This is a genomic window from Methylobacterium sp. 22177 (genome assembly GCF_052045615.1).
Classification (GTDB): Bacteria; Pseudomonadota; Alphaproteobacteria; order Rhizobiales; family Beijerinckiaceae; genus Methylobacterium; species Methylobacterium radiotolerans.
Map to the genome: position 1 here is coordinate 39,022 of NZ_JBQEPK010000003.1, position 21,690 is coordinate 60,711.

Sequence of the window (21,690 nt, forward strand, 5' to 3'; positions counted from 1 at the left end):
GTCACGGACCCTGGACGCGCAGGGACAGGATCAGCAGCGCCGTCACGGCGGTCAGGAGGCTGAAGTCGAGCAGGGCGCGGTTCCAGACAAGGTGGTTGATGCCGATCCGGTCCAGGATCCAGCGCAGGCCCCAGGTGATCACCAGGGCGGCGAGCAGGCAGATCACCGCGGGCTCGACGTAGAGCCCCAGCACGTCGACCGCCCGCAACCCGACCACGCCGATCACGCCCGCCCTCCCGGATCGAGGTTGGGCCAGCCCGCGCGGTCGAGATCCGACACGAGGGCGGCCAGCGCCCCGATGCGCTCCGCCTGGAGCGGCAGGGTCGCCCGGTCGGCGAGATCGCGCAAGGGATCCGGCGCCGTCTCCGGCCCCGCCGGACGGGGCGCGGCGAGCCGCGCCCAGACCGCCCGGCCGACGCGGCGGCCCTCCCGGTCGTCCGTCTCCCGCAGGGCGAGCAGCAGGAGCCCGATGACGAGCAGGCGCTCGCCGCTCCGGGCCGCCGCGTCGTCCGCGCCGATGAGGGCCAGCCGGCCGAAGCCCCGGGCGAGGTAGCGGTCGAGGGGCGGCAGCAGGGGTGCCGGGTCGAGGGCCGCGCCGCGCACCGACCGGACCAGCCGCCGGCGGGCCCGCATCCGCAGGGTCGCGGCGCTCACGGGCGGCGGCAGGGCGGCGAACGCGATCGCCGCCACCGCCATGCCGAGCAGCTCGGCCAGCACGGTGTTGAGCGAGTCGGCGAGGTCGTAGGTCATCGGGTTCTTGGGATCGAGCACGCCGAAGACGAAGAAGCCGAAGCCGATCCCGTAGATCGCGCGCTTGTCGGCGCGGCCGACCACCGCCAGCATCGCCACCGGCAGCAGCACCGCGGCCAAGAGCGCGAAGCTCCCGGTGGTCGTCAGCAGGGTGTAGCGCAGGGTCAGCCCGACCACGCCGGCGAGCAGCGCGCCGATCAGGAAGGCGCGGGACTCCGCCCGCGGGTCGGCATGGGCGGCGAGCAGGACGCAGACGAGGCTCGCCCAGGTCGCGGCGCCGGCCCCGTGCGACCAGCCGGTGACGTACCAGAAGCCGTTGACGAGCAGGACGGCGGCGGCGGTGCGCAGGCCGTTGTCGAAGGCGTGCCAGCCGTCCCAGTCCAGGTCGTTCCACAGGAGCAGGTGCGGGCGGAACGGCACCCGCCGCCGGCCCACGCGGCCCCCGGCCCGCAGGAGCCGGGCCGAGACGCGGACGCGCCCGATCTGCCGGACGGCGATCGCCCCGCCGGCCCCGATCAGGTCGGTCGAGCGCGATCCCGGCCGGTCCGGCAGCAGCGCCCGCAGCAGGCCCGCGGCGAGCACCCGCCGCAGCCGGGGCGCGGCGTTGCGGATGCCGCGGCCGCCGGAGCGGAGGGAGGGCTGCTCGGTGAACGCGTCGGTGACCTCCTCGCCCAGGGTCATGACGGCGGCGATCGGCATCGGGCCGGGCCGCTCGCCCCGCCGCAGGGCGGCCATCCAGGCATCGCAGGCCGCGGCGGCCGCCTCGAGCCGCCCCGCCAGGGCGCGGCTGACGGCGGGGACGCCCGGCGCCACGAACACGTTCGACGCGTAGGCGCAGCCGATCCCCAGGAGGATCGTCGAGCAGCGGTCGACGCCGATCTGGAACACGGCCTCGGGGTTCTGCACGTCGGCCAGCGCGATGATCGGCACGGTGAAGCCCATCGAGGCGAAGCCGTAGGCGCGCTGGCCGCTCTCGACGCTGGAGGCCGCGGTGAGCAGGCCCATCCACAGGGCCAGCGCGAGGTCGAAGGCCAGGGTTGCCTGGGCGAAATTGGCCACCAGCACCATCGCGACGGTGACGCCCACCAGCGTGCTGCCGGCCCGCCACAGGCTCTTGCGCAGGGAGGCCGCGCGGGTGGCGAGCGTCACCGAGATGACCGTCCAGCCGGCCCAGTGCGGCAGCGCCAGCTCGAGCCACATGGCGAGCCAGACCGCCGCGATGGCGGTGAGCGCGATGCGCACGGCCTCGGCCGCTTCGCGCGGCCACCACGCGGCGGCGCGCTGCAGGAGGCCGGGCGCGTCGTCGGGGAGCGCGACCTCACCGGCCACGGCGCGGCCTCACCGGCCGGGGCGGGTCCGGGTGTCCGGTCGCGGGCTCAGTCATAATGCTCGGCGACGTCGACCTTCCCCTTGAACACCCGGTAGACCACCAGGGTGTAGATCAGGGTGATCGGCAGGACCACGACGCCTGCCCCCCAGAACATGAAGGACAGGCTCGCCTCCGGCGCCGCCGCCTCGGTCACCGTCACGCTGAACGGCACCATGTAGGGCAGGAACGAGGCGGCGAGCGTCGCGAAGGCGGCGGCGAAGATCAGCGCCACCAGCGGGAAGGGCAGGGCGTCGTTCCGGCGCCGCGCCGCGTAGAGGAGCCCGGCGCAGGCCGCGGCCCCCACGAGGGGCAGGACCAGCATCTCGGGCCGCTCGAGCCAGCGGTGCAGCACCCGCAGGTTCATCGCCAGCGCGTACGCGAAGGCCGCGCCGAGGAAGACCAGCACCCCGAGCAGGAGCCGCGGCAGCAGCCGGAAGCCGAGGTCGCGCACGTCGGTCTCGGTCTTGCCGCACAGCCACGCGGCGCCGAGCAGCGCGTAGCCGAGGCACAGGCCGAGACCGCAGAGCAGCGAGAAGGGCGTGAGCCACGTGAACGCCCCGCCGGCGTAGAGCCCGTCGCGCACCGGCAGCTCCTGCACCAGCGCCCCGACCGTCACGCCCTGCACGAAGGCCGCGCAGGCGGAGCCGCCGACGAAGCCCGCGTCCCAGACCCGCCGCAGCCGCCGGGACTTGTAGCGGAACTCGAAGGCGACGCCGCGCAGGATCAGGGCCGCGAGCATCAGGAGGAGCGGCAGGTAGAAGGCCGAGAGCAGCAGCGCGTAGACCGTGGGGAAGGCGCCGAACAGGATCGTGGCGGCGAGCACCAGCCAGGTCTCGTTGCCGTCCCAGACGGGGGCGATCGCCTGCATCATGTGTCGGCGCGCGGTCTCGTCCGGGGCGATCCCGAACAGCATGCCGACGCCGAGGTCGAACCCGTCGAGCAGCACGTAGAGCATCAGGGTGAGGGCGAGGGCGGCGGCCCAGAATTCGATCACGGCCGCTCACTCCGCCGGATTGCTGCTGGGGGTGCCGGGACTGTTGCCCGGCACGGCGAGCGGCCGCTTGGGGTTGGCGGCGCTCCCCACATGGGCCGGCGTCGGCAGGATGCCGGCCCTGAGCATGCGGTAGATGTAGACGGTGCCGGCCGCGAAGATCAGCGCGTAGACCGCGCCGAACACGGCGAGCGAGGTCGCCACCTGCGGGGAGGTCAGGAACGGCGTCGCCGCGTCGGCGGTGCGCAGCTGGCCGTAGACCGTCCAGGGCTGGCGCCCGACCTCGGCGGTGAACCACCCGGTCAGCGTCGCGACGAAGCCCAGGGGGAACGACAGGAAGATCGCCCATTGCAGCCAGCGCGCCCGCTCCAGCCGCCCGGTGGCGTAGAAGGCGATCCCGCCCCAGGCCAGGGCGAGCATCAGCAGCCCGCAGCCGACCATGATGCGGAAGGCGAAGAACGGGATCAGCACCGGCGGCCGGTCGGCCTTGGGGATGTCCTTGATGCCGATCACCTTGCCGGTGAGGGTGCCGTCGTCGATCAGGCTGCCGGCGGGCGCCGGCAGGGCGATGACGAAGTGGTTCTTCTCCTGCGCCTCGTCGGGCCACGCGAACAGGATCTCGCCGGCCGGCGCCCGGCTCTCCCAGTGGCCCTCGATCGCGGCGATCTTCGAGGGCTGGTGCTTGACCACGTAGTCGCCGGTGAGGTGGCCGAAGAACAGCTGCAGCGGCACCAGGACCGCGGCGAGGCCGAGCCCCATCCGGACCATGGCACGGGCCTCGGCGCGGTCCCGACCGCGCAGCATCGACCACGCGCCCGTCGCCGCCACGCAGAAGCTGGTGGTGACGTAGGCGGCCAGGACCATGTGGGGGAAGCGGACCCAGACGACCCCGTTGAAGATGATCGCCCACCAGTCGGTCGGCACGAACACGCCGTCCGGCCGGAGGGCGAAGCCGGTCGGGTACTGCATCCACGAGTTGTTCACGAGGATCCAGAACGACGACAGGCTGGTGCCGAGGCAGACCATCAGGCAGGCGAACAGGTAGAACCAGCGCGGCACCCGCCTGCGGCCGAACATCAGCACCCCGAAGAACGAGGCCTCCAGCGCGAAGGCCGTGAAGCTCTCGTAGCCGAGGAGCGGTCCCTGGATCGGGCCGGTGCGGCGGGCGAGCTCGCTCCAGTTGGTCCCGAACTGGAACGCCATGACGATGCCGGAGACGACGCCGAGCCCGAAGGCGACCGCGAAGATCTTGAGCCAGAAGTCGAACAGGCGGTCGTAGACCGGCTCGCCCGAGATCATCGCCCGCGCCTGGAGGAAGGCGAGCCAGGCCGCCAGCCCGACCGTGAAGGCCGGGAAGATGATGTGGAACGAGACCGTGAAGGCGAACTGGATGCGCGACAGCATCAGGGCGGAGATGTCCATCGGTCCTCTCTCCGGCCGAAGCTCGCCGGTCCGCCGCCCCGGAGCGGGCGCGCCGCCCCCTCAGATGTCCGCCGGCGGGGCGCGGGGAACCGCGCCTCGCGGAACTGTCAGACGTTGTCGATCCGCAGGACCGGCGCGGTCTCGGCCCGGCTGCGCCGGCAGGCCTCGGCGTCCTGCTTGAGGTCGATGCCGTAGGTCGGGATCACGGCCTTGAGGCGGGGCAGCCAGGCGTCCGGCGTCAGCCGGTCGGCGAAGCACTTCTCCAAGACCTCGACCGCGATGTAGGCCGCCGTCGAGGCGCCGGGCGAGGCGCCGAGCAGCGCGCAGATCGAGTTGTCGGCCGCGGCCACCAGCTCGGTGCCGAATTCGAGGTAGCCCTCCTCCAGCGGGTTCGACCGGCCGGTCGGCTTGATCGTCTGCACCCGCTGGCCGGCCACCGCCGACGTCCAGTCCTGCTTCAGCGCCTTGGGGAAGAATTGCTTCAGGGTCGCGAACTGGTGGTCGGAGCTCTGGAGCACCTGCCCCACGAGGTACTCGGTGAGCGCGACGTTGTCCTTGGCGACGTCGAGCAGCGGCACGACGTTGTGCGGCGTCAGCGCGGTGAACAGGTCGGTGAGCGACCCGTGCTTGAGGAAGCGCGACGAGAAGCCCGCGTACGGCCCGAACAGCAGCGAGCGCTTGCCGCCGATGATGCGGGTGTCGAGGTGGGGCACCGACATCGGCGGCGAGCCCGAGGCCGCCTTGCCGTAGACCTTGGCGTGGTGGCGCGCGCTGACCGCGTCGACGTCGCAGCGCAGCCAGATGCCCGAGACCGGGAAGCCGCCGTAGCCGCGCCCCTCCGGGATCTTCGAGGCCTGCAGCAGCGGCAGCGAGCCGCCGCCCGCGCCGATGAACACGAACTTGGCCGTCACGGTCCGGCGCGTGGCGTCGTAGGTGTCCTCGACGGTCACCGCCCAGCGGCCGTCGTCGACCCGGTCGAGGGCGACGACCTTGCGGTTGTAGTGCACGGCGAAGCCCTGCTGCGCGGCGAGCTGCCCGACCAGCAGGTGCGTGAGGGCGCCGTAATCGACGTCCGTCCCGGTGACGATGCGGGTGGCGGCGATCGGCTCGCCGGGGGCGCGGCCCTCGATGATCAGAGGCGCCCAGCCGGCGATGACCTGCGGGTCCTCGCTGTACTCCATGCCGTGATAGCAGTGGTGCGCCGACATCGCGGCGTAGCGCGCCTTGAGGAAGGCGACGTTCTCGGCCCCCCAGACGAAGCTCATGTGCGGGCAGGGATGGATGAAGGCGCGGGGATCGGGGATCGCGCCCTTCTTCACCAGATGCGCCCAGAGCTGACGCGAGATGTCGAACTCGGTGTTGACCTCCAGGGCCTTGGCGATGTCGACGCTGCCGTCGGGGCGCTGGGGCGTGTAGTTCAGCTCGCAATTGGCCGCGTGGCCGGTGCCGGCGTTGTTCCAGCCCTCCGAGCTCTCCTGCGCGCAGTCGTGCAGCGTCTCGAACATCGCGATCCTGAGCGAGGGCTCCAGCTCCTTCAGGACCGTGCCGAAGGTCGCGCTCATGATCCCGGCGCCGATCAGCACCACGTCGGGATTGTCGTCGTCGCTCGTGTCGGCCATCGGGCCCCTCCTCAGGCGGTCTTGTTCGGGACGAAGGGGAGCCGGGCCTCGGCGCCGGGGGCGAGGATCACGTAGGCCCGGCACCAGGGCTCGTCGTCGACGAGGCGCCAGGAATGGCCGGAGCCGGCAGTGTCTTCGGCGATGAGGATGTCCCCCGGCCGGATCGTGAAGTGCGCCCCGGCCTTCGTCTGGAAGTCGAGGGTGCCGCGCAGGGTGATGACGAACTGCCGGGTCGGCGCCGCGTGCCACGCGTAGGTGCCGCCGGCCTGGGTCTCGCGGAAGGAGATCGAGACCACGTCGGTCGTGCCGCTGAGGATGTCGCCGCGCTCGCCGTGGGGCAGGTCGATGACACCTTCCGCGAAGTAGGAATTGTCGTCGTCACCGGTCCAGATGCGTACGCAGCGGATCATCGGGCAGAGCTCCGGCTTCGGAAGGGCGCCTCAGCGCCAGAGGTTGGTCTTGGCGAGGTCGATGATCTCGGTGCCGCGCCCGTCGATCACCGCCTTGGCGAGCCACATCCCGAAGCCCGTCGCCTGCTCGAGGCCGATCTTCGGCGGCATCGACAGTTCCTGGCGGGCCGAGACGACGTCGAGGAGCGCCGGGCCGTCGTGGTCCAGCATCGCGCGCATCGCGTCCGGCAGCGCGGCCGGATCCTCCACGCGCCGGGCGAAGATGCCGGCCCCGCTCGCCATGGCGGCGAAGTCCGGGTTCACCAGCGCGACGCCGGTCTCGAGGAAGCCCGCGGCCTTCATCTCCATCTCGACGAAGCCCAGCGTGCCGTTGTTCAGCACCACGATCTTCACCGGCAGCCTGTGCTGGTTGAGGGTCAGCAGGTCGCCCATCAGCATGGCGAAGCCGCCGTCGCCCGAGAACGAGATGATCTGCCGCCCGGGATAGGCCGCCTGCGCGCCGATCGCCTGCGGCAGGGCGTTGGCCATGGAGCCGTGGTTGAGCGAGCCGATCAGCCGGCGCTTGCCGTTCATGGCGAGGTAGCGCGCCGCCCAGATCGTCGGCGTGCCGACGTCGAAGGTGAAGACCGCGTCCTCGGAGGCCGCCTCGCTGAGCGTCCGGGCGACGTATTGCGGGTGGATCTTGCCGCCGGGCTTGCCCACCGCCAGCGCGTCGAGCCCGGCGCGGGCCTTGCGGTAATGGGCGAGGCTGTCGTCGAGATGCGCCCGGTCGGTCTTCGCCTGCAGCCGCGGCAGCAGCGCCGTGATGGTCGCGCCGACGTCGCCGATCAGGCCGAGGTCGATCCGGCAGTGGCGCCCGAGGCTCCCGGCCCGCAGGTCGACCTGCGCGACCTTGGCGTCCTCCGGGTAGAACTGGCGGTAGGGGAAGCCGGTGCCGAGCAGCAGCAGGGTGTCGCAGTCGAGCATCGCCCGGTAGCCCGACGAGAATCCGATCAGGCCGGTCATGCCGACGTCGTAGGGATTGTCCCACTCGACGTGCTCCTTGCCGCCGAGCGCGTGGACGACCGGGGCCTTCAGCGCCTCGGCGAGCTGCAGCAGCTCCGCGTGGGCGCCGGCGCAGCCGCGGCCGCAGAACAGGGTCACGCGCCCGGCCGCGTTGAGCATCCCGGCGAGGGCGTCCAGCTCGGCGTCGCGCGGGCGCACCACGGGCGGGGTCGGCACCAGGGCGGCCGAGAGGTCGGGCGCCCCGCCCGGCATGGCCATGAGGCCGACATCGCCGGGGATCACCACCACCGCGACCCCGCGCTCGGCGACGGCGACGCGGATCGCGGTCTCGATCACGCCGGGCAGCTGGGCCGGCGAGGAGACCAACTCGCAGTAGTGGCTGCATTCCTGGAACAGGTTCTGCGGGTGCGTCTCCTGGAAGTAGGCGCGGCCGATCTCCGCCGAGGGGATCTGGGCCGCGATGGCCAGCACGGGCACGCGGGAGCGGTGCGCGTCGAACAGGCCGTTGATCAGGTGCAGGTTGCCGGGCCCGCAGGAACCGGCGCAGACCGCGAGCGCGCCGGTCAGGTGCGCCTCGGCGCCGGCCGCGAAGGCGGCGCTCTCCTCGTGGCGGGTGTGGATCCAGGCAATCGAGCCGTCCTGGCGCAGGGCCTCGGTCAGGCCGTTGAGGCTGTCGCCGACCACGCCGTAGATGCGCTTCACGCCGGCCTGCGCCAGCGCCCGGACGAACAGATCGGCGACCTTCGTGCTCATGGTGTCTCGCTCAGCTGAGGGGGCAGGACGGACGGTCCCGGCGGGTCAGGCGCCGGCCAGCCCGTGGCCGATCATGGTCTTGGGATCGCACACCGCGTCGAAGCGCTCGGCCGGAACGCCCTCGGCCAGGGCGGCCGCGCGCAGCGTCGTGCCCTCGTCGTTGGCGCGGTGGGCGATCTTCGAGGCGAGGTCGTAGCCGATCACCGGCGACAGGGCCGTGACCAGCATCAGGGACTGGTTCACGGTCTCGTCGATCCGCTTCCGGTTGAGCTCCGTGCCCGCGACCGAGTAGGTCCGGAACTTCTCGCAGGCATCGCCCAGCACGCGGATCGCGTGCAGCGTGTTGCTGATGATGATCGGGCGCATCGCGTTCAGCTCGAAATTGCCCTGCGCCCCCGCGAAGGCGACCGCGTTGTCCTCGCCGATCACCTGGATGCAGACCATCACCATGGCCTCGCACTGGGTCGGGTTGACCTTGCCGGGCATGATCGAGGAGCCCGGCTCGTTGGCCGGCAGCAGCAGCTCGCCGAGCCCGCAGCGCGGCCCCGAGGCGAGCCAGCGCATGTCGTTGGCGATCTTCATCAGCGCGACGGCGAGCCCGCGCACCGCCGCCATGGCGGCGACCATGGCGTCCAGCGACCCCTGCGCGGCGAACTTGTTCGGCGCCGTGACGAACGGCCTGCCGGTGAGGTCGGCGATCTTGGCGGCGATCTCGGCGCTGAAGCCCTCCGGGGCGTTGAGGCCGGTGCCGACCGCGGTGCCGCCGGCCGCGAGCTTGTACAGCCCGGCGCGCGACGCCTCGACCAGGGCCAGCGCGTCGCGCATCTGCTCCACGTAGCCCGACCATTCCTGGCCGACCGTGAGGGGCGTCGCGTCCTGGAGGTGGGTCCTTCCGGTCTTGACCACGTCCATCCAGGCCCGCGCCTTGGCGTCGATCGCGTCGGCCAGCGTCCGCGCCTGCGGGAGCAGGACCTCGTCGAGTTCGAGCACCGTGGCGATGTGCATCGCCGTCGGGAAGGTGTCGTTCGACGACTGGCCCATGTTGACGTGGTCGTTCGGATGGACCGGGCTCTTGGAGCCGAGTTCACCGCCGAGGAGCTGGATCGCGCGGTTCGACAGCACCTCGTTGACGTTCATGTTGGACTGGGTGCCGGAACCGGTCTGCCAGACGTAGAGCGGGAAGTTCGCGTCGAGCTTCCCCGCGATCGCCTCGTCGGCGGCCTGGACGATGGCCTGCGCGCGCCAATCCTCCAGCCGCCCGGCGGCGGCGTTGACCAGGGCGGCGGCCTTCTTGACGTAGCCGTAGGCGTGGTAGACCCGCTTCGGCATGCGATCGTTGCCGATCGAGAAATGCTGGAGCGAGCGCTGGGTCTGCGCGCCCCAGTAGCGGTCCGCCGGAACGTCGATCCCGCCCATCGAATCCGTCTCCCGCCGCATCCCCGTGGCGGAGATGCCGATCGGGACATCGCGCAGGACGGGATGGTCCGGGACGGGCGCGTTCATCGTCATCCTTCTCGGCATCGAACCGTGTGGCACAGTGCAAGACGGGGTCGGCGAACCGGGTGCGCTTTGACGTAAACGGTGGCGGTTTTCTCTGCTTTCTGCGGATCTGAATCGTGTTTATGAAAATTGGATGCTTATCGATAGATCAAAGTCAATATTTAAAGCGGCTACAGATCGGATTTCAAATCATGAATGCGGATTGCCAGATAACATAGATCGGTGTCAAGCGTTCGCCGGCGCGGCGGCTGCAAAAACATTCCCAGGATTGGTCAATTTCTAGCGCTTCTGCTCCCCGAGATGGCGGATCGAGCCGGACAATCGTGCGCTATCGAACGTCCGGACTTGCGCCGCGTCCGTCGCGCCGAGTGGGCCGGCCGGGTGATCCCAGCGCAGAGGCGCGCCGCCGATCCGCACCGGGGGGTGCAGCCGCAGGGCCGGTCCCCACGCCGTGTGCTCCATCTGCGGGGCGTAATCGCAGTCGCGATATCCGCCGAAGGCGGGCCCCGGCGCGCTGCCGGGATGATCCGTGAGCAGGCACGCGGTCCGGGCCAGGGAGAGCCGGGCGGTGACGGCGCGCCCCTCGCTCCGCCGGGCGATCAGGCCGCGGATGGAGGCCGCCGCCATCAGGTAGCCGGTGGCGTGGTCGAGCGCCTGGACGGGCAGCGGCACCGGCCGCTCGGCCCGCATCCACCGCTGCCCGGCCGCCGCGATGCCCGCCGCCATCTGGACGAGGCTGTCGAAGCCGCGCCGTCCGGCCCAGGGCCCGGCCCAGCCGTAGGCGCAGAGCGCGACGTCGATCAGGTCCGGGTTGAGCGTCCGCCGCCGCGCCGCGCCGTAGCCGAGCCGCTCCAGGGCGTCCGGGCGGTACCCGTGCACGAGGATGTCGGCCTCGGCGAGCAGGGTCTCGAAGTGCCGGCGGTCGGCGGCCTGCCGGAGGTCGAGCCGCGTGCAGACCTTGCCCAGGGTGACGTCGGGCGCCAGGGACGGCTCGTCCCAGCCGGGCGGGTCGATCCGCAGGACGTCGGCGCCCAGACCGGCCAGGAAGCGCGTGGCCACCGGTCCCGCCAGGATGCGGGTCAGGTCGAGGACCCGGATCCCCGCGAGGGGCCGGTCCGGGTCCGGGCGCCAGGGCGCGCGGTGCTGGACGGGCCGGTCCGCGACCGCGACGAGCGGCTCGCCCCGGACCGCCCGGCCCTGATCGAGCCTCGGCCACTCGTCGAGACCGCGCATCGCCGCGGCGCAGCCCCCCGCGCGCAGGATGGCGGATTCCAGGCCTTCCGCCGCCGCCCGGGCGACCACCGACGCGACCGCCTCCCGCTGGCCCGGACAGTCGAGCACCGCGAGGGCGGCCGCGCGGTGACGGGGTGCGTTGGTGTGCAGGCGGATCCAGCCGTCCGCCGTCCGGTAGTCGCCGGCGATCGGGTCCCAGGCGGCCGGCAGCGTCCAGCCCTGCGGCCGCACCGAGGTGCCGAACCACGCCGAGGCCAGGTGCCGGTCGACCGTGACGGCGGGCGCGCGTCCGGACAGGCCGAGGAGTTCGGAGACGGCGAGGCCGGCGGCCGCGATCGACGCCGTCGCCAGCGCCGTGACCGGGAAGCAGGAGGGCAGGCTCCCGGTGCCGGTCACCGTCAGCCGGTTCCCGGCCTCGGGCGGGAGCGCCAGGGCCGCCAGCGCCTCGGCGAGGATCGGCGGCAGGGCGTCGTGGTCGGCATGTCGTTCGCGCATGGTCGCGGCCCTCGGGTGGTTCGCGCACGCTGCCGGCCGTCGACGGACCGATCAATCTTGATACATCTGATCAACATGACGGACTGGCTGGACCGCGCCGAAGCCCTCGACGCCCTCGGGATCCGGGCCCAGACGCTCTACGCCTATGTCAGCCGCGGGCTGATCGAGGCGCGGCGCGCCCCGGGCGGGCGCCGCAGCCAGTACCGGGCCGCCGACGTCGCGGCGCTCGCCGACCGGCGCGGCCGGAGCCGCGCCAGCGCGGCGATCGCCGCGGGGGCGATGGCCTGGGGCGAGCCGTCGGTCGTCACCGCGATCAGCACCGTCCACCGGGGCAGCCTGATCTATCGCGGCCGCGACGCCGTGGCCTTCGCCCGCGACGCGAGCCTGGAGGCGACGGCGGACCTGCTGTGGGACAGCCCGGAGCCGACCCTCTTCGATGTGCCGGCCGGCGCCGCCGCGACGCCGTTCCTGGCGCTGGCCGGCCTCCTGCAGGACGCCGAGGCCGCGCTCGGCCGCGGGCATCACCGCCTGTGCCGCGACGCGCGCCGCGCCGTCGCGCATCTCGCTGGCGCCTGCGGGATCCCCGAAGGCCGGGCGCCCCTGCATCAGGGCCTCGCGCGGCTCTGGTCCCTCGACGCCGCGACCGCCGACCGGGTCCGCCAGGCGCTGGTGCTGCTGGCCGACCACGAGCTGAACGCCTCGACCTTCGCGACCCGCGTCGCCGCCTCCACCGGCGCGCCGATCGCGGCCTGCCTCATGGCCGGGCTGAGCGCCCTGTCGGGCCCGCGCCACGGCGGCGCCGCCGCGGCGGTGCTGCGGCTCGTCGACGAGGCCGCCGCGACGGGCCCCCGGGCGGCCGTCCGCGCCTGCCTGGACCGGGGCGGCGCGCTGCCGGGCTTCGGCCACCCGCTCTACCCGGAGGGCGACGTCCGCGCCGCGGCCCTCGGCGCGGTCCTGCCCGCCGACCCCCTGCTGGACGCCGTCCGGGACTGCGCCGCGGAGGCGACGGGGGCGCGGCCGAACATCGACTTCGCGCTGACGGCGCTCGTGCGGACGGCGGGCCTGCCGCGGAGCGCGCCGTTCACGATCTTCCTGCTCGGCCGGAGCCTGGGCTGGGCGGCGCACGCCATGGAGCAGGGCCGCCAGGGCAGCCTGATCCGGCCGCGGGCCCGGTACGAGGGGCGGCGGGGGCCGGCGGATCGCGCCGGCTCGTAGCGGGAGGGCCGGCCCGCTCGGGTCGTTCCTGGTCTCAGGCGAACATGTCGGGCTGGGTCTCGGCGATGTGGTTGTACAGCGTCTGGAAGTGCAGCCAGCCGATATAGTCGCTGCCGACGTGCTCGCGGCTGTAGCGGGCGGTCTTCTCCGAGAGGAGCTGCGGCTTGATGCCGGACGCCTCGACCAGGAGCTGCTGCTGGCAGGCCCGCTCCAGGGCGATGAACCAGAAGGCGGCGTCGTCGATGCTGTGCTGCGAGCAGGTCAGCAGGCCGTGGTTCTGGTGCAGCACGCCGCGGTTGCGGCCGATCTGCTGGGCGACCGACAGGCCGCTCTCCTTCTCGACCGCCACGGCGCCCGCCGAGGCGCCGATCACCGCGTGGCTGTTGTAGAAGGCCGCCGCGTCCTGGCTGATCATGTCCAGCGGCCGGCCGGTGGCGCACCACGCGGTGCCGTAGGTCGTGTGCGCGTGGCACATCGCCATGACCTCCGGGTATTCCTCGTGCACGGCGGCGTGGAGGACGAAGCCCGCGCGGTTGATGGCGTGGCGCCCCTCGACCACCCGGCCCTTGTGGTCGGCCAGGATCAGGTTCGACATCCGCACCTGCGAGAAGTGCACGCACATCGGGTTGGTCCAGTACAGCTCCGGGCGCTCGGGATCGCGGATCGTCAGGTGGCCGGCGAAGCCGTAGTCGAAGCCGTGCAGCGCGAAGGCGCGGCAGGCGGCGACGAGGTGCTGCTTGCGGTAGGCGCGCTCCTCGGCGTGGTCGGCGAAGTCCGGGATTTCCGGGAAGATCAGGCCGGCCTGCTCGGGCTGGTAGATCGAGGTCCGCCTGCGGCCGGCATCGTCGTTCGGCAGGTCGAGGGCGACGGCCGCGTCGTGGGCGTGATCGTCGAGCATGGCGTATCCTCCCGTCGGGGCGCCCGTCCGGCGGCCGAGCGCGCAGTCGCCGGTACTCTCTTGCGCACCCGTTCCGTTGACAAACGACGATTTCTCACGCTTTTCGTGAATTCAATTCACGGATCGCCGATGCGCCGGATCCCGAGTTTCCCCGCCCTGCGGGCCTTCGAGGCGGCCGCGCGCCTCGGCAGCTTCGCGCGGGCGAGCGAGGAGCTGCACCTCACCCCCTCGGCGGTGAGCCACCAGATCCGCGCCCTGGAGCGGTGGTTCGGGCGCGCCCTGTTCCGGCGGGCGAACCGGCAGGCGACGCTCACGCCGGACGGGGGGCGCCTGCTCGCGGGGCTGACGGGCGCCTTCGACGCGATCGAGGCGATCTGCGCGGAGCTCGGCCCGCCGCCCGCGGCCCTCGCCGCGGCGCTCGCTGTCCACTGCACGCCGAGCTTCGCGGCGAAGTGGCTCGGGCCGCGGCTCCCCGCCTTCGTGGAGGCGCATCCCGGCATCGCCATCCACCTGTCGACCAGCGCCGACCCGGTGGATCTCGGCCGGCACGCGGAGATCGACATCCTGATCGCCTACGGCCGCCCGCCGCGCGGGCCCGGGCTGACCGTCGAGTCCCTCGGACCGGAGGAGATCGCCGCCCTGTGCACGCCGGCGGTCGCCCGGGCCGCGCAGCCGGACGCGGCCGGGCCGATCGGGCCCTTCGCGCGGCTCGACTCGTCCTTCAGTCCCGTCCGCTGGCCCGACTGGTTCGCCCGGAACGGCCTGCCGATGCCGACCGGGGCGGCGGGCGCGGCCTTCGACCGGGGCTCGCTGGTGATCTCGGCGGCCGCTCAGGGGCTCGGCGTGGCGCTCGAGACCCTGCGGTTCGCCCGGGACGAGCTCGCCGCCGGTCAGCTCGTGCGCCTCGGCGGCGGCCGGGCCGCGAGCCTGACCCGCGACCTCCACTTCATCTGCTACCGCGAGCGCGACGGGGCCCTGGAGAAGATCCGGGCCTTCCGGCGCTGGCTCCTGGACGTGGAGGCGGAGAGCCGGGCGGGGGCGGCCCGAGGCGCAGAGACCTGATCCCTCGCCCCGACCCTCGCCGGCACGGGCGAGGGCGCGCGTCGTCCGTACCGACGGCCAGACTTGTCAGGCCGCGGCCCTCAACGCCCTCGGGAACCGCACTAGGTCCCTGTCCAACAACGCGGCGAACGCGGCGGGGCTGGGTCCCGACCGCCCCGCCCAGGGAGAGAACGCCCCATGTCCCTCTTCGCGAAGCTGCGGCGGCGCGCCGACGAGGGCCGGCCTGTCCGGGTCGGCCTGATCGGCGCCGGCAAGTTCGGCTCGATGTACCTGTCGCAGGCGCCGCGCACGCCCGGCATCCACCTCGTCGCGGTGGCCGACCTGTCGCCGGACCGGGCGCGCGAAGCGCTGCGCCGGGTCGGCTGGGACGACGCCCGGTTCGCCGCGCGCTCGCTGGAGGCGGCCGCGCGCGGCGGCACGACCCTCGTGACCGAGGATGCCGAAGCGATGATCGCGAGCCCGTTCGTGGACATCGTCATCGACGCCACCGGCAGCCCGGCCGCCGGCATCCGCCACGCGCTCCAGGCCTTCGCGGCGGCCAAGCACATCGTCATGGTCAACGTCGAGGCCGACGTGCTGGCCGGGCCGCTGCTGGCGCGCCGGGCGGCCGAGGCCGGGGTGATCTACTCGATGGCCTCGGGCGACCAGCCGGCGCTCATCGCCGAGCTGGTCGACTGGGCCCGCACCATCGGGCTGGAGGTGATCTGCGCCGGGAAGGGCACCAAGTACCTCCCGGCCTACCACGCCTCCACGCCCGACACGGTCTGGGGCCATTACGGCTTCAGCGAGAGCCAGGTCGCGGGCGGCGACTTCAACCCGCAGATGTTCAACTCCTTCCTCGACGGCACCAAGTCGGCGCTGGAGATGGCCGCCGTGGCCAACGCCTGCGGGCTCACCCCGCCGCGCGACGGCCTCGCCTTCCCGCCCTGCGGCGTCGACGACCTGCCGGGCATCCTCAAGCCGGCGGCCGACGGCGGCCTCCTCACCGAGCGCGGCACCGTCGAGGTGGTCTCGTCGGTGGAGCGGGACGGGCGGCCGGTCTTCCGGGACCTGCGCTGGGGCGTCTACGCGGTGTTCGAGGCGCCGAGCCCCTACGTGCGCGACTGCTTCGCCCAGTACGGCCTCAAGACCGATTCGAGCGGCCGGTTCGCCGCGACCTACAAGCCCTATCACCTGATCGGCCTCGAGCTCGGCATCTCGGTCGCATCCATCGCGGTCCGCGGCGAGGCGACGGGGGCGACGGGCGAGTGGCGCGGCGACGTCGCCGCCACGGCCAAGCGCGCGCTGCGGGCCGGCGAGCGGCTCGACGGCGAGGGCGGGTTCACCGTCTACGGCAAGCTGATGCCGGCGGCCGAGTCCCTGGCGCAGGACGCCCTGCCGATCGGGCTCGCCCACAACATGGTCCTCAAGACCGACGTGCCCGCGGGCCGGGCCGTGCGCTGGAGCGACGTCGCCTACGACGCCGGTCAGGAGGCGATCCGCGTCCGTCGCGAGATGGAGGACCTGTTCCGCGGGGCGACGGGGCGGCCGGCCGGGTAGAGCCGTTCCCGACCGCGATGAGTCGGACGCGATTGCCGAGCCCGCGCCGCACGAGGCGCGGGTCCCCTCTCCCGTTGCGGGAGAGGGGTTCGTGGCGCGGCCGTCCGAACCGGAGATGCCCGTGTTCCAGACCGTTGCCTGAGCGATCGTGAGCGGCTCCAGAGCCTCAGGCGCGCCGGCCCGCCGTGCGCCCGGTCGGCGAGCGCCCGACGAGCTTCCGGAACGTGCGGCTCATGGCGCCGGCGCTCGTGAAGCCCGATCGCGCGGCGACCTCCGCCATCGATCCCGCGCCGGAGCGGATCAGGGCCTCGGCCCGGCCGACGCGCTCGCGCATGATGTACTGGTAGGGCGTGACCCCGGTGGTCTGGCGGAAGGCCCGGATGAAGTAGCCCTCGCTGAGCCCGACGATGCCGGCCAGGGCAGAGACGGTGATCTCCCGGTCCAGGTGCTCCCGGATATACGCGCAGGCCCGTCCGGCCTGCGACGCCGAGAGGTCGGGCGCCGCCGACCGGCCCGGCGCGCGCGCGGCGACGACCGAGCGCAGGACGGCCAGATGGAGACTCTCGATCAGCAGCGGGTCGGGCGACGGGTCGTCCCGGTGCGCGCAAGCCAGCGCGTCGAGGATGTGACGGGTGCTGCGGCAGGCGCGGAGATCGCGCCCGTCCGCGGCGAAGGCGATCTTGCCGACCGGCGCTTCGGCGAGCCGCTCGACGGCCGCGGCCGAGAAGGAGAGGACCCGGCCGGCATACGGACCCACCCACCGGGTCGTGCCGTTCAGGCCCGGACGCCGGACCAGCAGGCCCTCGCGCTCGCTCAGCCGCGCCGCGATCTCGTAATCGACCGCGTGGTGCGCCCCGGCGGGCTGCGTGCTGGCCGCGACCTCGAGGCCGGTGACCGCGTGCGTGCTCCACCCGCCGACGGGGAAGCGGAAATCGATGAAGGTGATCTCCGGGAGGCCGCGGTCGCTCGGCGCGTAGCAGGTCAGCTCGGGACGGCCGGAGAGATGCCCGGTGCTGCCGCTCGTGGCGTACGCGAACGTCCCGTCGGTGGTCGCGGCCGAATTCTCGGCCGAACTCTCGGCTGTGTCGTCCATGCGGGCCCATCGATCCCGGTATCGTCGCGGTCTTCCCCCACGACGGAGGAGGGCGGCCCCGCGGCCGCCCTCCCGGTGTCAGACCGTCAGCGCAGGGATCCGGTCACGCCGCCGACGACACCGCCGACCGCGCCGAGCACGCTGCCCACCAGGCCGCTCACCAGACCGCCGACCTGGCCCACGACCCCCGAGACCGCACCGAGCTCCTGGCTCGCGTCGACCCCGAGGCCGACGGTGAGGCCGACCCCGAGGCCGCCGCCGACCTGGTCCAGCTCGGCAGCGCTCAGCTCGCGGACGGTATCGATGCTGTCCTGCATGATCGTTCTCCAGATTGGAATTCAGGAAGAAGGTTATTTGCTTCGATCTATTGCCTGATCGTAGCGTCGAGGCGCCTTGGACGTCGGCGCCTGCCCTTAGGATTACAGAGATGTGCTTCGTGTCAATCGGTCTGGGACGACCGATGCCGTTCGCGGACGACCGATATCGGCGACTGCGCAAAAACTGACAGGGCTTGCCATTCGCGGACGCTGCTCCAGGCGTCGCAGGACTCGACGGCCTGCGCGCTGCGGAACGGCGGATTCCCGCGCGGCCCCTCCCGCGGGATCTTCGCGGTGCAGCATCAGATATCGCAAAAACTGACCCGATTTTGCGACGCAAACTCGGCGATGCCGGATTTCTGAGTAAGTCTCTGATCGTGTTTTAGATTTATGGCTGACCGCGACGTTCTGACGCACCATAAAGTATTCAAAATTCGTTGTGGCAACAAGTGTTGACACACAGATCACGTGATGCGACCGAGTATGGCGGCGCATGCTGAGCGCAGAGTCCTCGAATACGGCTGTCTCTTTCAGGAAGGTTGCTTTCTCCGGGTGCCAAGTCCGCTCTTTCGACTTGAGGTTATCGAGGCGCGACGCAACGCGTGGCTGGGCGAGGCGCAGATCATCCAGCCTCTGCCGGTCCGCATCGTGGCCCTGGGCTGCGTGGTCATGGTGGCGGCGTTCGGCCTCTATGCCTGGCAGGGCACCTACACGCGCCGCATCCACGCCGTCGGCCTGCTCGCGCCCGATATCGGGCTGATCAGCCTCGCCAGCCCGGTGGCGGGGCGCGTCGGCTCGACCGGCGTCCGCGAGGGCGACAAGGTCGCCCGCGGGCAGCTCCTGTACACGATCGACCTCGATGCCGTGTCGGCGAGCGGCCCCACGCAGGAGCGCGTGATCGCCGAGCTGGAGCGGCAGCGCCAGAGCGTGGAGCGGCAGCGGGCCGCCCGGGCCGATCTCGCCGGCACGGAGCGGCAGGCGCTGCGCGAGCAGGTGGCGAATCTGAGCGAGCAGTCGGCCCAGCTCGCCAAGCAGATCGACCTGCAGGACAAGCTGGTTCCGCCGCTCCGGGCGCGGGTCGAGGAACTCGCCGACGCCGTGGCGCGCGGCTACGCCCGCGCCGCCGACTTCCAGAGCCAGAACTACCTCTACATGCAGGCGAGCGCGCAGCTCGCCCAGTTCCAGCAGAGCCGCCTCCAGATCGACGGCAAGCTCGCCGACACGCGATCCCAGCTCGCCGCCTACGACGACCGGCTGGCCCGCGACCTCGCCGACCTCGACCGGACCGCCGCCCAGCTGGCGCAGCAGAAGGCCGAGAGCGAGGCGCGCCGCGCCATCGAGGTCCGGGCGCCGGAGGCCGGGACCCTGACGTCGATCCGCGCGCAGGTCGGCCAGACCGTGGCGGCCGGGGCGACGCTGCTGACCCTGCTGCCGAGCGCCGGGCGCCTCCAGGCCAACCTGTTCGTGGATTCGTCGGCCATCGGCTTCGCCGAGGCCGGCGCGCCGGTGATGCTGCGCTACGCCGCCTTCCCGTTCCAGCGCTTCGGCCTGCACCGCGGCGTCGTCACCGAGGTGACGCGGGCGCCGCTGGGAAGCGACGACGCGCCCGATTTCGCGCGGCGCGCGGCCGCCCGGGGCGAGGGGACCGACCTCTACCGCATCGTGGTCCGGCCCGATTCCGACACCGTGCTGGCCTACGGCGAGCGGCGCAGCCTCGAGGCGGGCATGCGGGTCGAGGCCGACATCGCCCTGGAGAAGCGGTCGCTGTACCGCTGGCTGCTCGATCCCGTGGCGCATGTCCGGGAGAGCCTCGCCCTCGTCACGCGCGGCGGCCTCGACGCCCTGCCGGTCCGGAAGGCCGCGCCGTGACGGCGCCGTCCCGCGCCGCCCGGCTGGATTTCGGGCTCCGCCGCCGGGTGCCGGTCGTCCTCCAGGCCGAGGCCGCCGAGTGCGGCATGGCCTGCCTCGCCATGGTCCTGGCCTATCACGGGCGCCAGATCGACCTCGCGACGCTGCGGCGGCGCCATCCCCTGTCCCTCAAGGGCATGACCCTGCGCAACCTGATCGACCTGTGCGGCGCGCAGGGCCTGACCGCCCGCGCCCTGCGGGTCGAGCTCACGGATCTGCCCCGGCTCCGGCTGCCCTGCATCCTGCACTGGGGCCTCAACCACTTCGTGGTGCTGACCCGGGTCGAGCGCGGCGGCCTCGTCATCAACGATCCGGGCCGCGGCCGGCGCCGGGTCAGCCTCGCGGAGGCGTCGCGGGAATTCACCGGGGTCGCCCTGGAGGCGGTGCCCAACCCGGGCTTCCGGCGCGAGCGGGCCGCCCCGGGCCTGCGGCTGCGCGACCTGTTCCGCAACATGGCCGGCATCCGCGCCGCCCTGGCCCAGGTCCTGGCCCTGTCGCTGGGGATCGAGCTCGTCGCCCTCCTGATGCCCATCGCCTCGCAGGTCGTGATCGACGAGGTGATCGTGAATGCCGACCACGACCTGCTCCTCGTGGTGGCGATCGGCCTCGCGCTGCTGCTGCTGCTCCAGCTCGGCCTCAGCATCGCCCGCACCTGGGCGATCATGCTGGCCGGGACCCGGCTGAACTACCAGTGGTCGGCCGGCCTGTTCGACCACCTGTCGCGGCTGCCCCTCGACTATTTCGAGAAGCGCCACGTCGGCGACGTGATCTCGCGGTTCGGCTCCCTGGCCACCATCCAGAAGGGCCTGACGACCGACCTCGTCCAGGCCATGCTCGACGGTCTCATGGCGGTCGGCATGCTGGTGATGCTGACGGTCTACGGCGGCTGGCTGGTCGCCGTGGTCCTGGCCTCGACGGCGCTCAACGCGATCCTGCGGGTCTTCGCCTACGGCGCCTACCGGGAGGGCAGCGAGGAGGCCCTCGTGGCCGAGGCCCGCCAGCAGACGCACTTCATCGAGACGGTCCGCGGCATGGCGAGCGTCAAGCTCCTCGACCTGCGCGAGCGGCGCGGCAACGCCTGGATGAACCACTTCGTCACGGCCCTGAACGCCCGGCTGCGGCTGCAGCGCCTCGACCTCGTGTTCGGCCGCGCGAACGAGTTCCTGTTCGGCCTCGACCGCCTGATCCTGCTGGTGCTCGGCGCCCGCGCGGTCATCGGCGGGTCCCTGTCGCTCGGCATGCTGGTGGCGTTCCTGGCCTACCGCGACCAGTTCGCCACCCGGATCGGCAGCCTGATCGACGCGTGGTTCAAGCTGCGCATGCTCGACGTGCAGACCGACCGGCTCGCCGACATCGTGCTGTGCGAGCCCGAGGAGCAGGATCTCGCCGCCGGCGCGCAGCCGGGGGCGCCCCCGGTCGCCGCCATCGGGGCCGGCGCGCTCGCCGGCGCGGGCCTGGCGCTGCGCTACGGCGCCGACGAGCCCTGGATCTTCCGCGGGGTCTCGCTGTCGGTCCGGGCCGGCGCCTGCTTCGCGATCACCGGCCCCTCGGGATGCGGCAAGACCTCGCTCATGAAGGTGATGATGGGGCTGACGCCGCCCAGCGAGGGGATCGTCGCCGCCGACGGCCAGGACATCCGCACCGCGGCCGGGTCCTACCGGCGCCGGATCGCCGGCGTGATGCAGGGCGACGGCCTGTTCGCCGGCTCGATCGCCGAGAACATCGCGGCCTTCGACGAGCATCCGGACGCGGGCTGGATCGCCGAGTGCGCCGCTCGGGCGGCGATCCTGGACGACATCCGCCGCATGCCGATGGGCTTCGAGAGCCTCGTCGGCGACATGGGCTCGACCCTGTCGGGTGGCCAGAAGCAGCGCATCGTGCTGGCGCGCGCCCTGTACCGGCGGCCCGAGATCCTGTTCCTCGACGAGGCCACGAGCCATCTCGACGAGGCCACCGAGGCGGTGATCGCCCGGGCCCTGCGGGACCTGCGGATGACGCGGGTCATCGTCGCCCATCGCCCGGCGACGATCGCGCACGCGGACGCGGTGTTCGATTTCCCCGCCGAGGTCCGGGGCCGGGCGGATCTCGCCGCCGCCGGCTGACGCGCCGCG

The 21,690-nt window shown here is 72.6% G+C and carries 17 protein-coding genes; 5 read left to right on the plus strand and 12 right to left on the minus strand.

Annotation, left to right across the window (positions count from 1 at the left end; translation table 11 throughout):
• Position 1 precedes the first annotated feature (1 nt).
• From ACTJK8_RS04610 to ACTJK8_RS04650, 9 genes are all read right to left on the minus strand, one after another.
• On the minus strand, positions 2–226 hold the full coding sequence (locus ACTJK8_RS04610; protein WP_012321769.1) for a DUF1656 domain-containing protein: 225 nt from the start codon (positions 224–226) through the stop codon (positions 2–4).
• Positions 223–2,079 carry an FUSC family protein gene (locus ACTJK8_RS04615; protein WP_440761589.1) on the minus strand — a complete coding sequence of 619 codons (1,857 nt, stop codon included), beginning with the start codon at positions 2,077–2,079 and terminating at the stop codon, positions 223–225. The genes ACTJK8_RS04610 and ACTJK8_RS04615 overlap by 4 nt, the downstream gene beginning before the upstream one ends.
• A 47-nt stretch (positions 2,080–2,126) precedes the next feature.
• Complete coding sequence (gene cydB, locus ACTJK8_RS04620) at positions 2,127–3,113, minus strand: cytochrome d ubiquinol oxidase subunit II (RefSeq protein ID WP_012321771.1); 987 nt, start codon at positions 3,111–3,113, stop codon at positions 2,127–2,129.
• A gap of 6 nt (positions 3,114–3,119) precedes the next feature.
• Complete coding sequence (locus ACTJK8_RS04625; RefSeq protein WP_012321772.1) at positions 3,120–4,532, minus strand: cytochrome ubiquinol oxidase subunit I; 1,413 nt, start codon at positions 4,530–4,532, stop codon at positions 3,120–3,122.
• A 107-nt stretch (positions 4,533–4,639) separates the two neighbouring features.
• Positions 4,640–6,151, minus strand: coding sequence for a malate dehydrogenase (quinone) (gene mqo, locus ACTJK8_RS04630; RefSeq protein WP_012321773.1), 1,512 nt, complete (start codon positions 6,149–6,151; stop codon positions 4,640–4,642).
• 11 nt (positions 6,152–6,162) lie between these two features.
• On the minus strand, positions 6,163–6,561 hold the full coding sequence (locus ACTJK8_RS04635) for a hypothetical protein (RefSeq protein WP_071000240.1): 399 nt from the start codon (positions 6,559–6,561) through the stop codon (positions 6,163–6,165).
• Positions 6,562–6,591: 30 nt separating this feature from the next.
• On the minus strand, positions 6,592–8,319 hold the full coding sequence (gene poxB / locus ACTJK8_RS04640) for a ubiquinone-dependent pyruvate dehydrogenase (RefSeq protein WP_440761590.1): 1,728 nt from the start codon (positions 8,317–8,319) through the stop codon (positions 6,592–6,594).
• 45 nt (positions 8,320–8,364) lie between these two features.
• Positions 8,365–9,822 (minus strand): class II fumarate hydratase, encoded by a 1,458-nt coding sequence (gene fumC / locus ACTJK8_RS04645; RefSeq protein WP_440761591.1) that lies wholly within the window; start codon positions 9,820–9,822, stop codon positions 8,365–8,367.
• Between the two features lie 276 nt (positions 9,823–10,098).
• Complete coding sequence (locus ACTJK8_RS04650; RefSeq protein ID WP_024828532.1) at positions 10,099–11,547, minus strand: CoA transferase; 1,449 nt, start codon at positions 11,545–11,547, stop codon at positions 10,099–10,101.
• A 75-nt stretch (positions 11,548–11,622) separates the two neighbouring features.
• On the opposite strand from ACTJK8_RS04650, the gene ACTJK8_RS04655 reads away from it, so the two are divergent.
• Entirely contained in the window at positions 11,623–12,762 is a 1,140-nt protein-coding gene (locus ACTJK8_RS04655) for a citrate synthase family protein (protein WP_081437823.1), read from the plus strand.
• A gap of 34 nt (positions 12,763–12,796) precedes the next feature.
• Here ACTJK8_RS04655 and ACTJK8_RS04660 read toward each other — a convergent pair whose 3' ends face one another.
• A complete protein-coding gene (locus ACTJK8_RS04660; protein WP_012321779.1) occupies positions 12,797–13,660 on the minus strand; it encodes a class II aldolase/adducin family protein in 864 nt (287 codons plus the stop codon).
• Positions 13,661–13,789: 129 nt separating this feature from the next.
• On the opposite strand from ACTJK8_RS04660, the gene ACTJK8_RS04665 reads away from it, so the two are divergent.
• Together ACTJK8_RS04665 and ACTJK8_RS04670 are read left to right on the plus strand one after the other, a co-directional pair.
• Positions 13,790–14,722 (plus strand): LysR substrate-binding domain-containing protein, encoded by a 933-nt coding sequence (locus ACTJK8_RS04665; protein ID WP_440761592.1) that lies wholly within the window; start codon positions 13,790–13,792, stop codon positions 14,720–14,722.
• Positions 14,723–14,899: 177 nt separating this feature from the next.
• Entirely contained in the window at positions 14,900–16,261 is a 1,362-nt protein-coding gene (locus ACTJK8_RS04670) for an NAD(P)H-dependent oxidoreductase (RefSeq protein WP_024828529.1), read from the plus strand.
• A gap of 166 nt (positions 16,262–16,427) precedes the next feature.
• Here ACTJK8_RS04670 and ACTJK8_RS04675 read toward each other — a convergent pair whose 3' ends face one another.
• Both ACTJK8_RS04675 and ACTJK8_RS04680 read right to left on the minus strand, forming a co-directional pair.
• Entirely contained in the window at positions 16,428–17,354 is a 927-nt protein-coding gene (locus tag ACTJK8_RS04675; RefSeq protein ID WP_440761593.1) for a helix-turn-helix domain-containing protein, read from the minus strand.
• An 86-nt stretch (positions 17,355–17,440) separates the two neighbouring features.
• Positions 17,441–17,671 (minus strand): hypothetical protein, encoded by a 231-nt coding sequence (locus tag ACTJK8_RS04680; RefSeq protein WP_012321783.1) that lies wholly within the window; start codon positions 17,669–17,671, stop codon positions 17,441–17,443.
• A 552-nt stretch (positions 17,672–18,223) separates the two neighbouring features.
• On the opposite strand from ACTJK8_RS04680, the gene ACTJK8_RS04685 reads away from it, so the two are divergent.
• A complete protein-coding gene (locus tag ACTJK8_RS04685) occupies positions 18,224–19,540 on the plus strand; it encodes an HlyD family secretion protein (RefSeq protein ID WP_440761594.1) in 1,317 nt (438 codons plus the stop codon).
• A complete protein-coding gene (locus ACTJK8_RS04690) occupies positions 19,537–21,681 on the plus strand; it encodes a peptidase domain-containing ABC transporter (protein WP_029361432.1) in 2,145 nt (714 codons plus the stop codon). The genes ACTJK8_RS04685 and ACTJK8_RS04690 overlap by 4 nt, the downstream gene beginning before the upstream one ends.
• Positions 21,682–21,690: the final 9 nt, after the last annotated feature.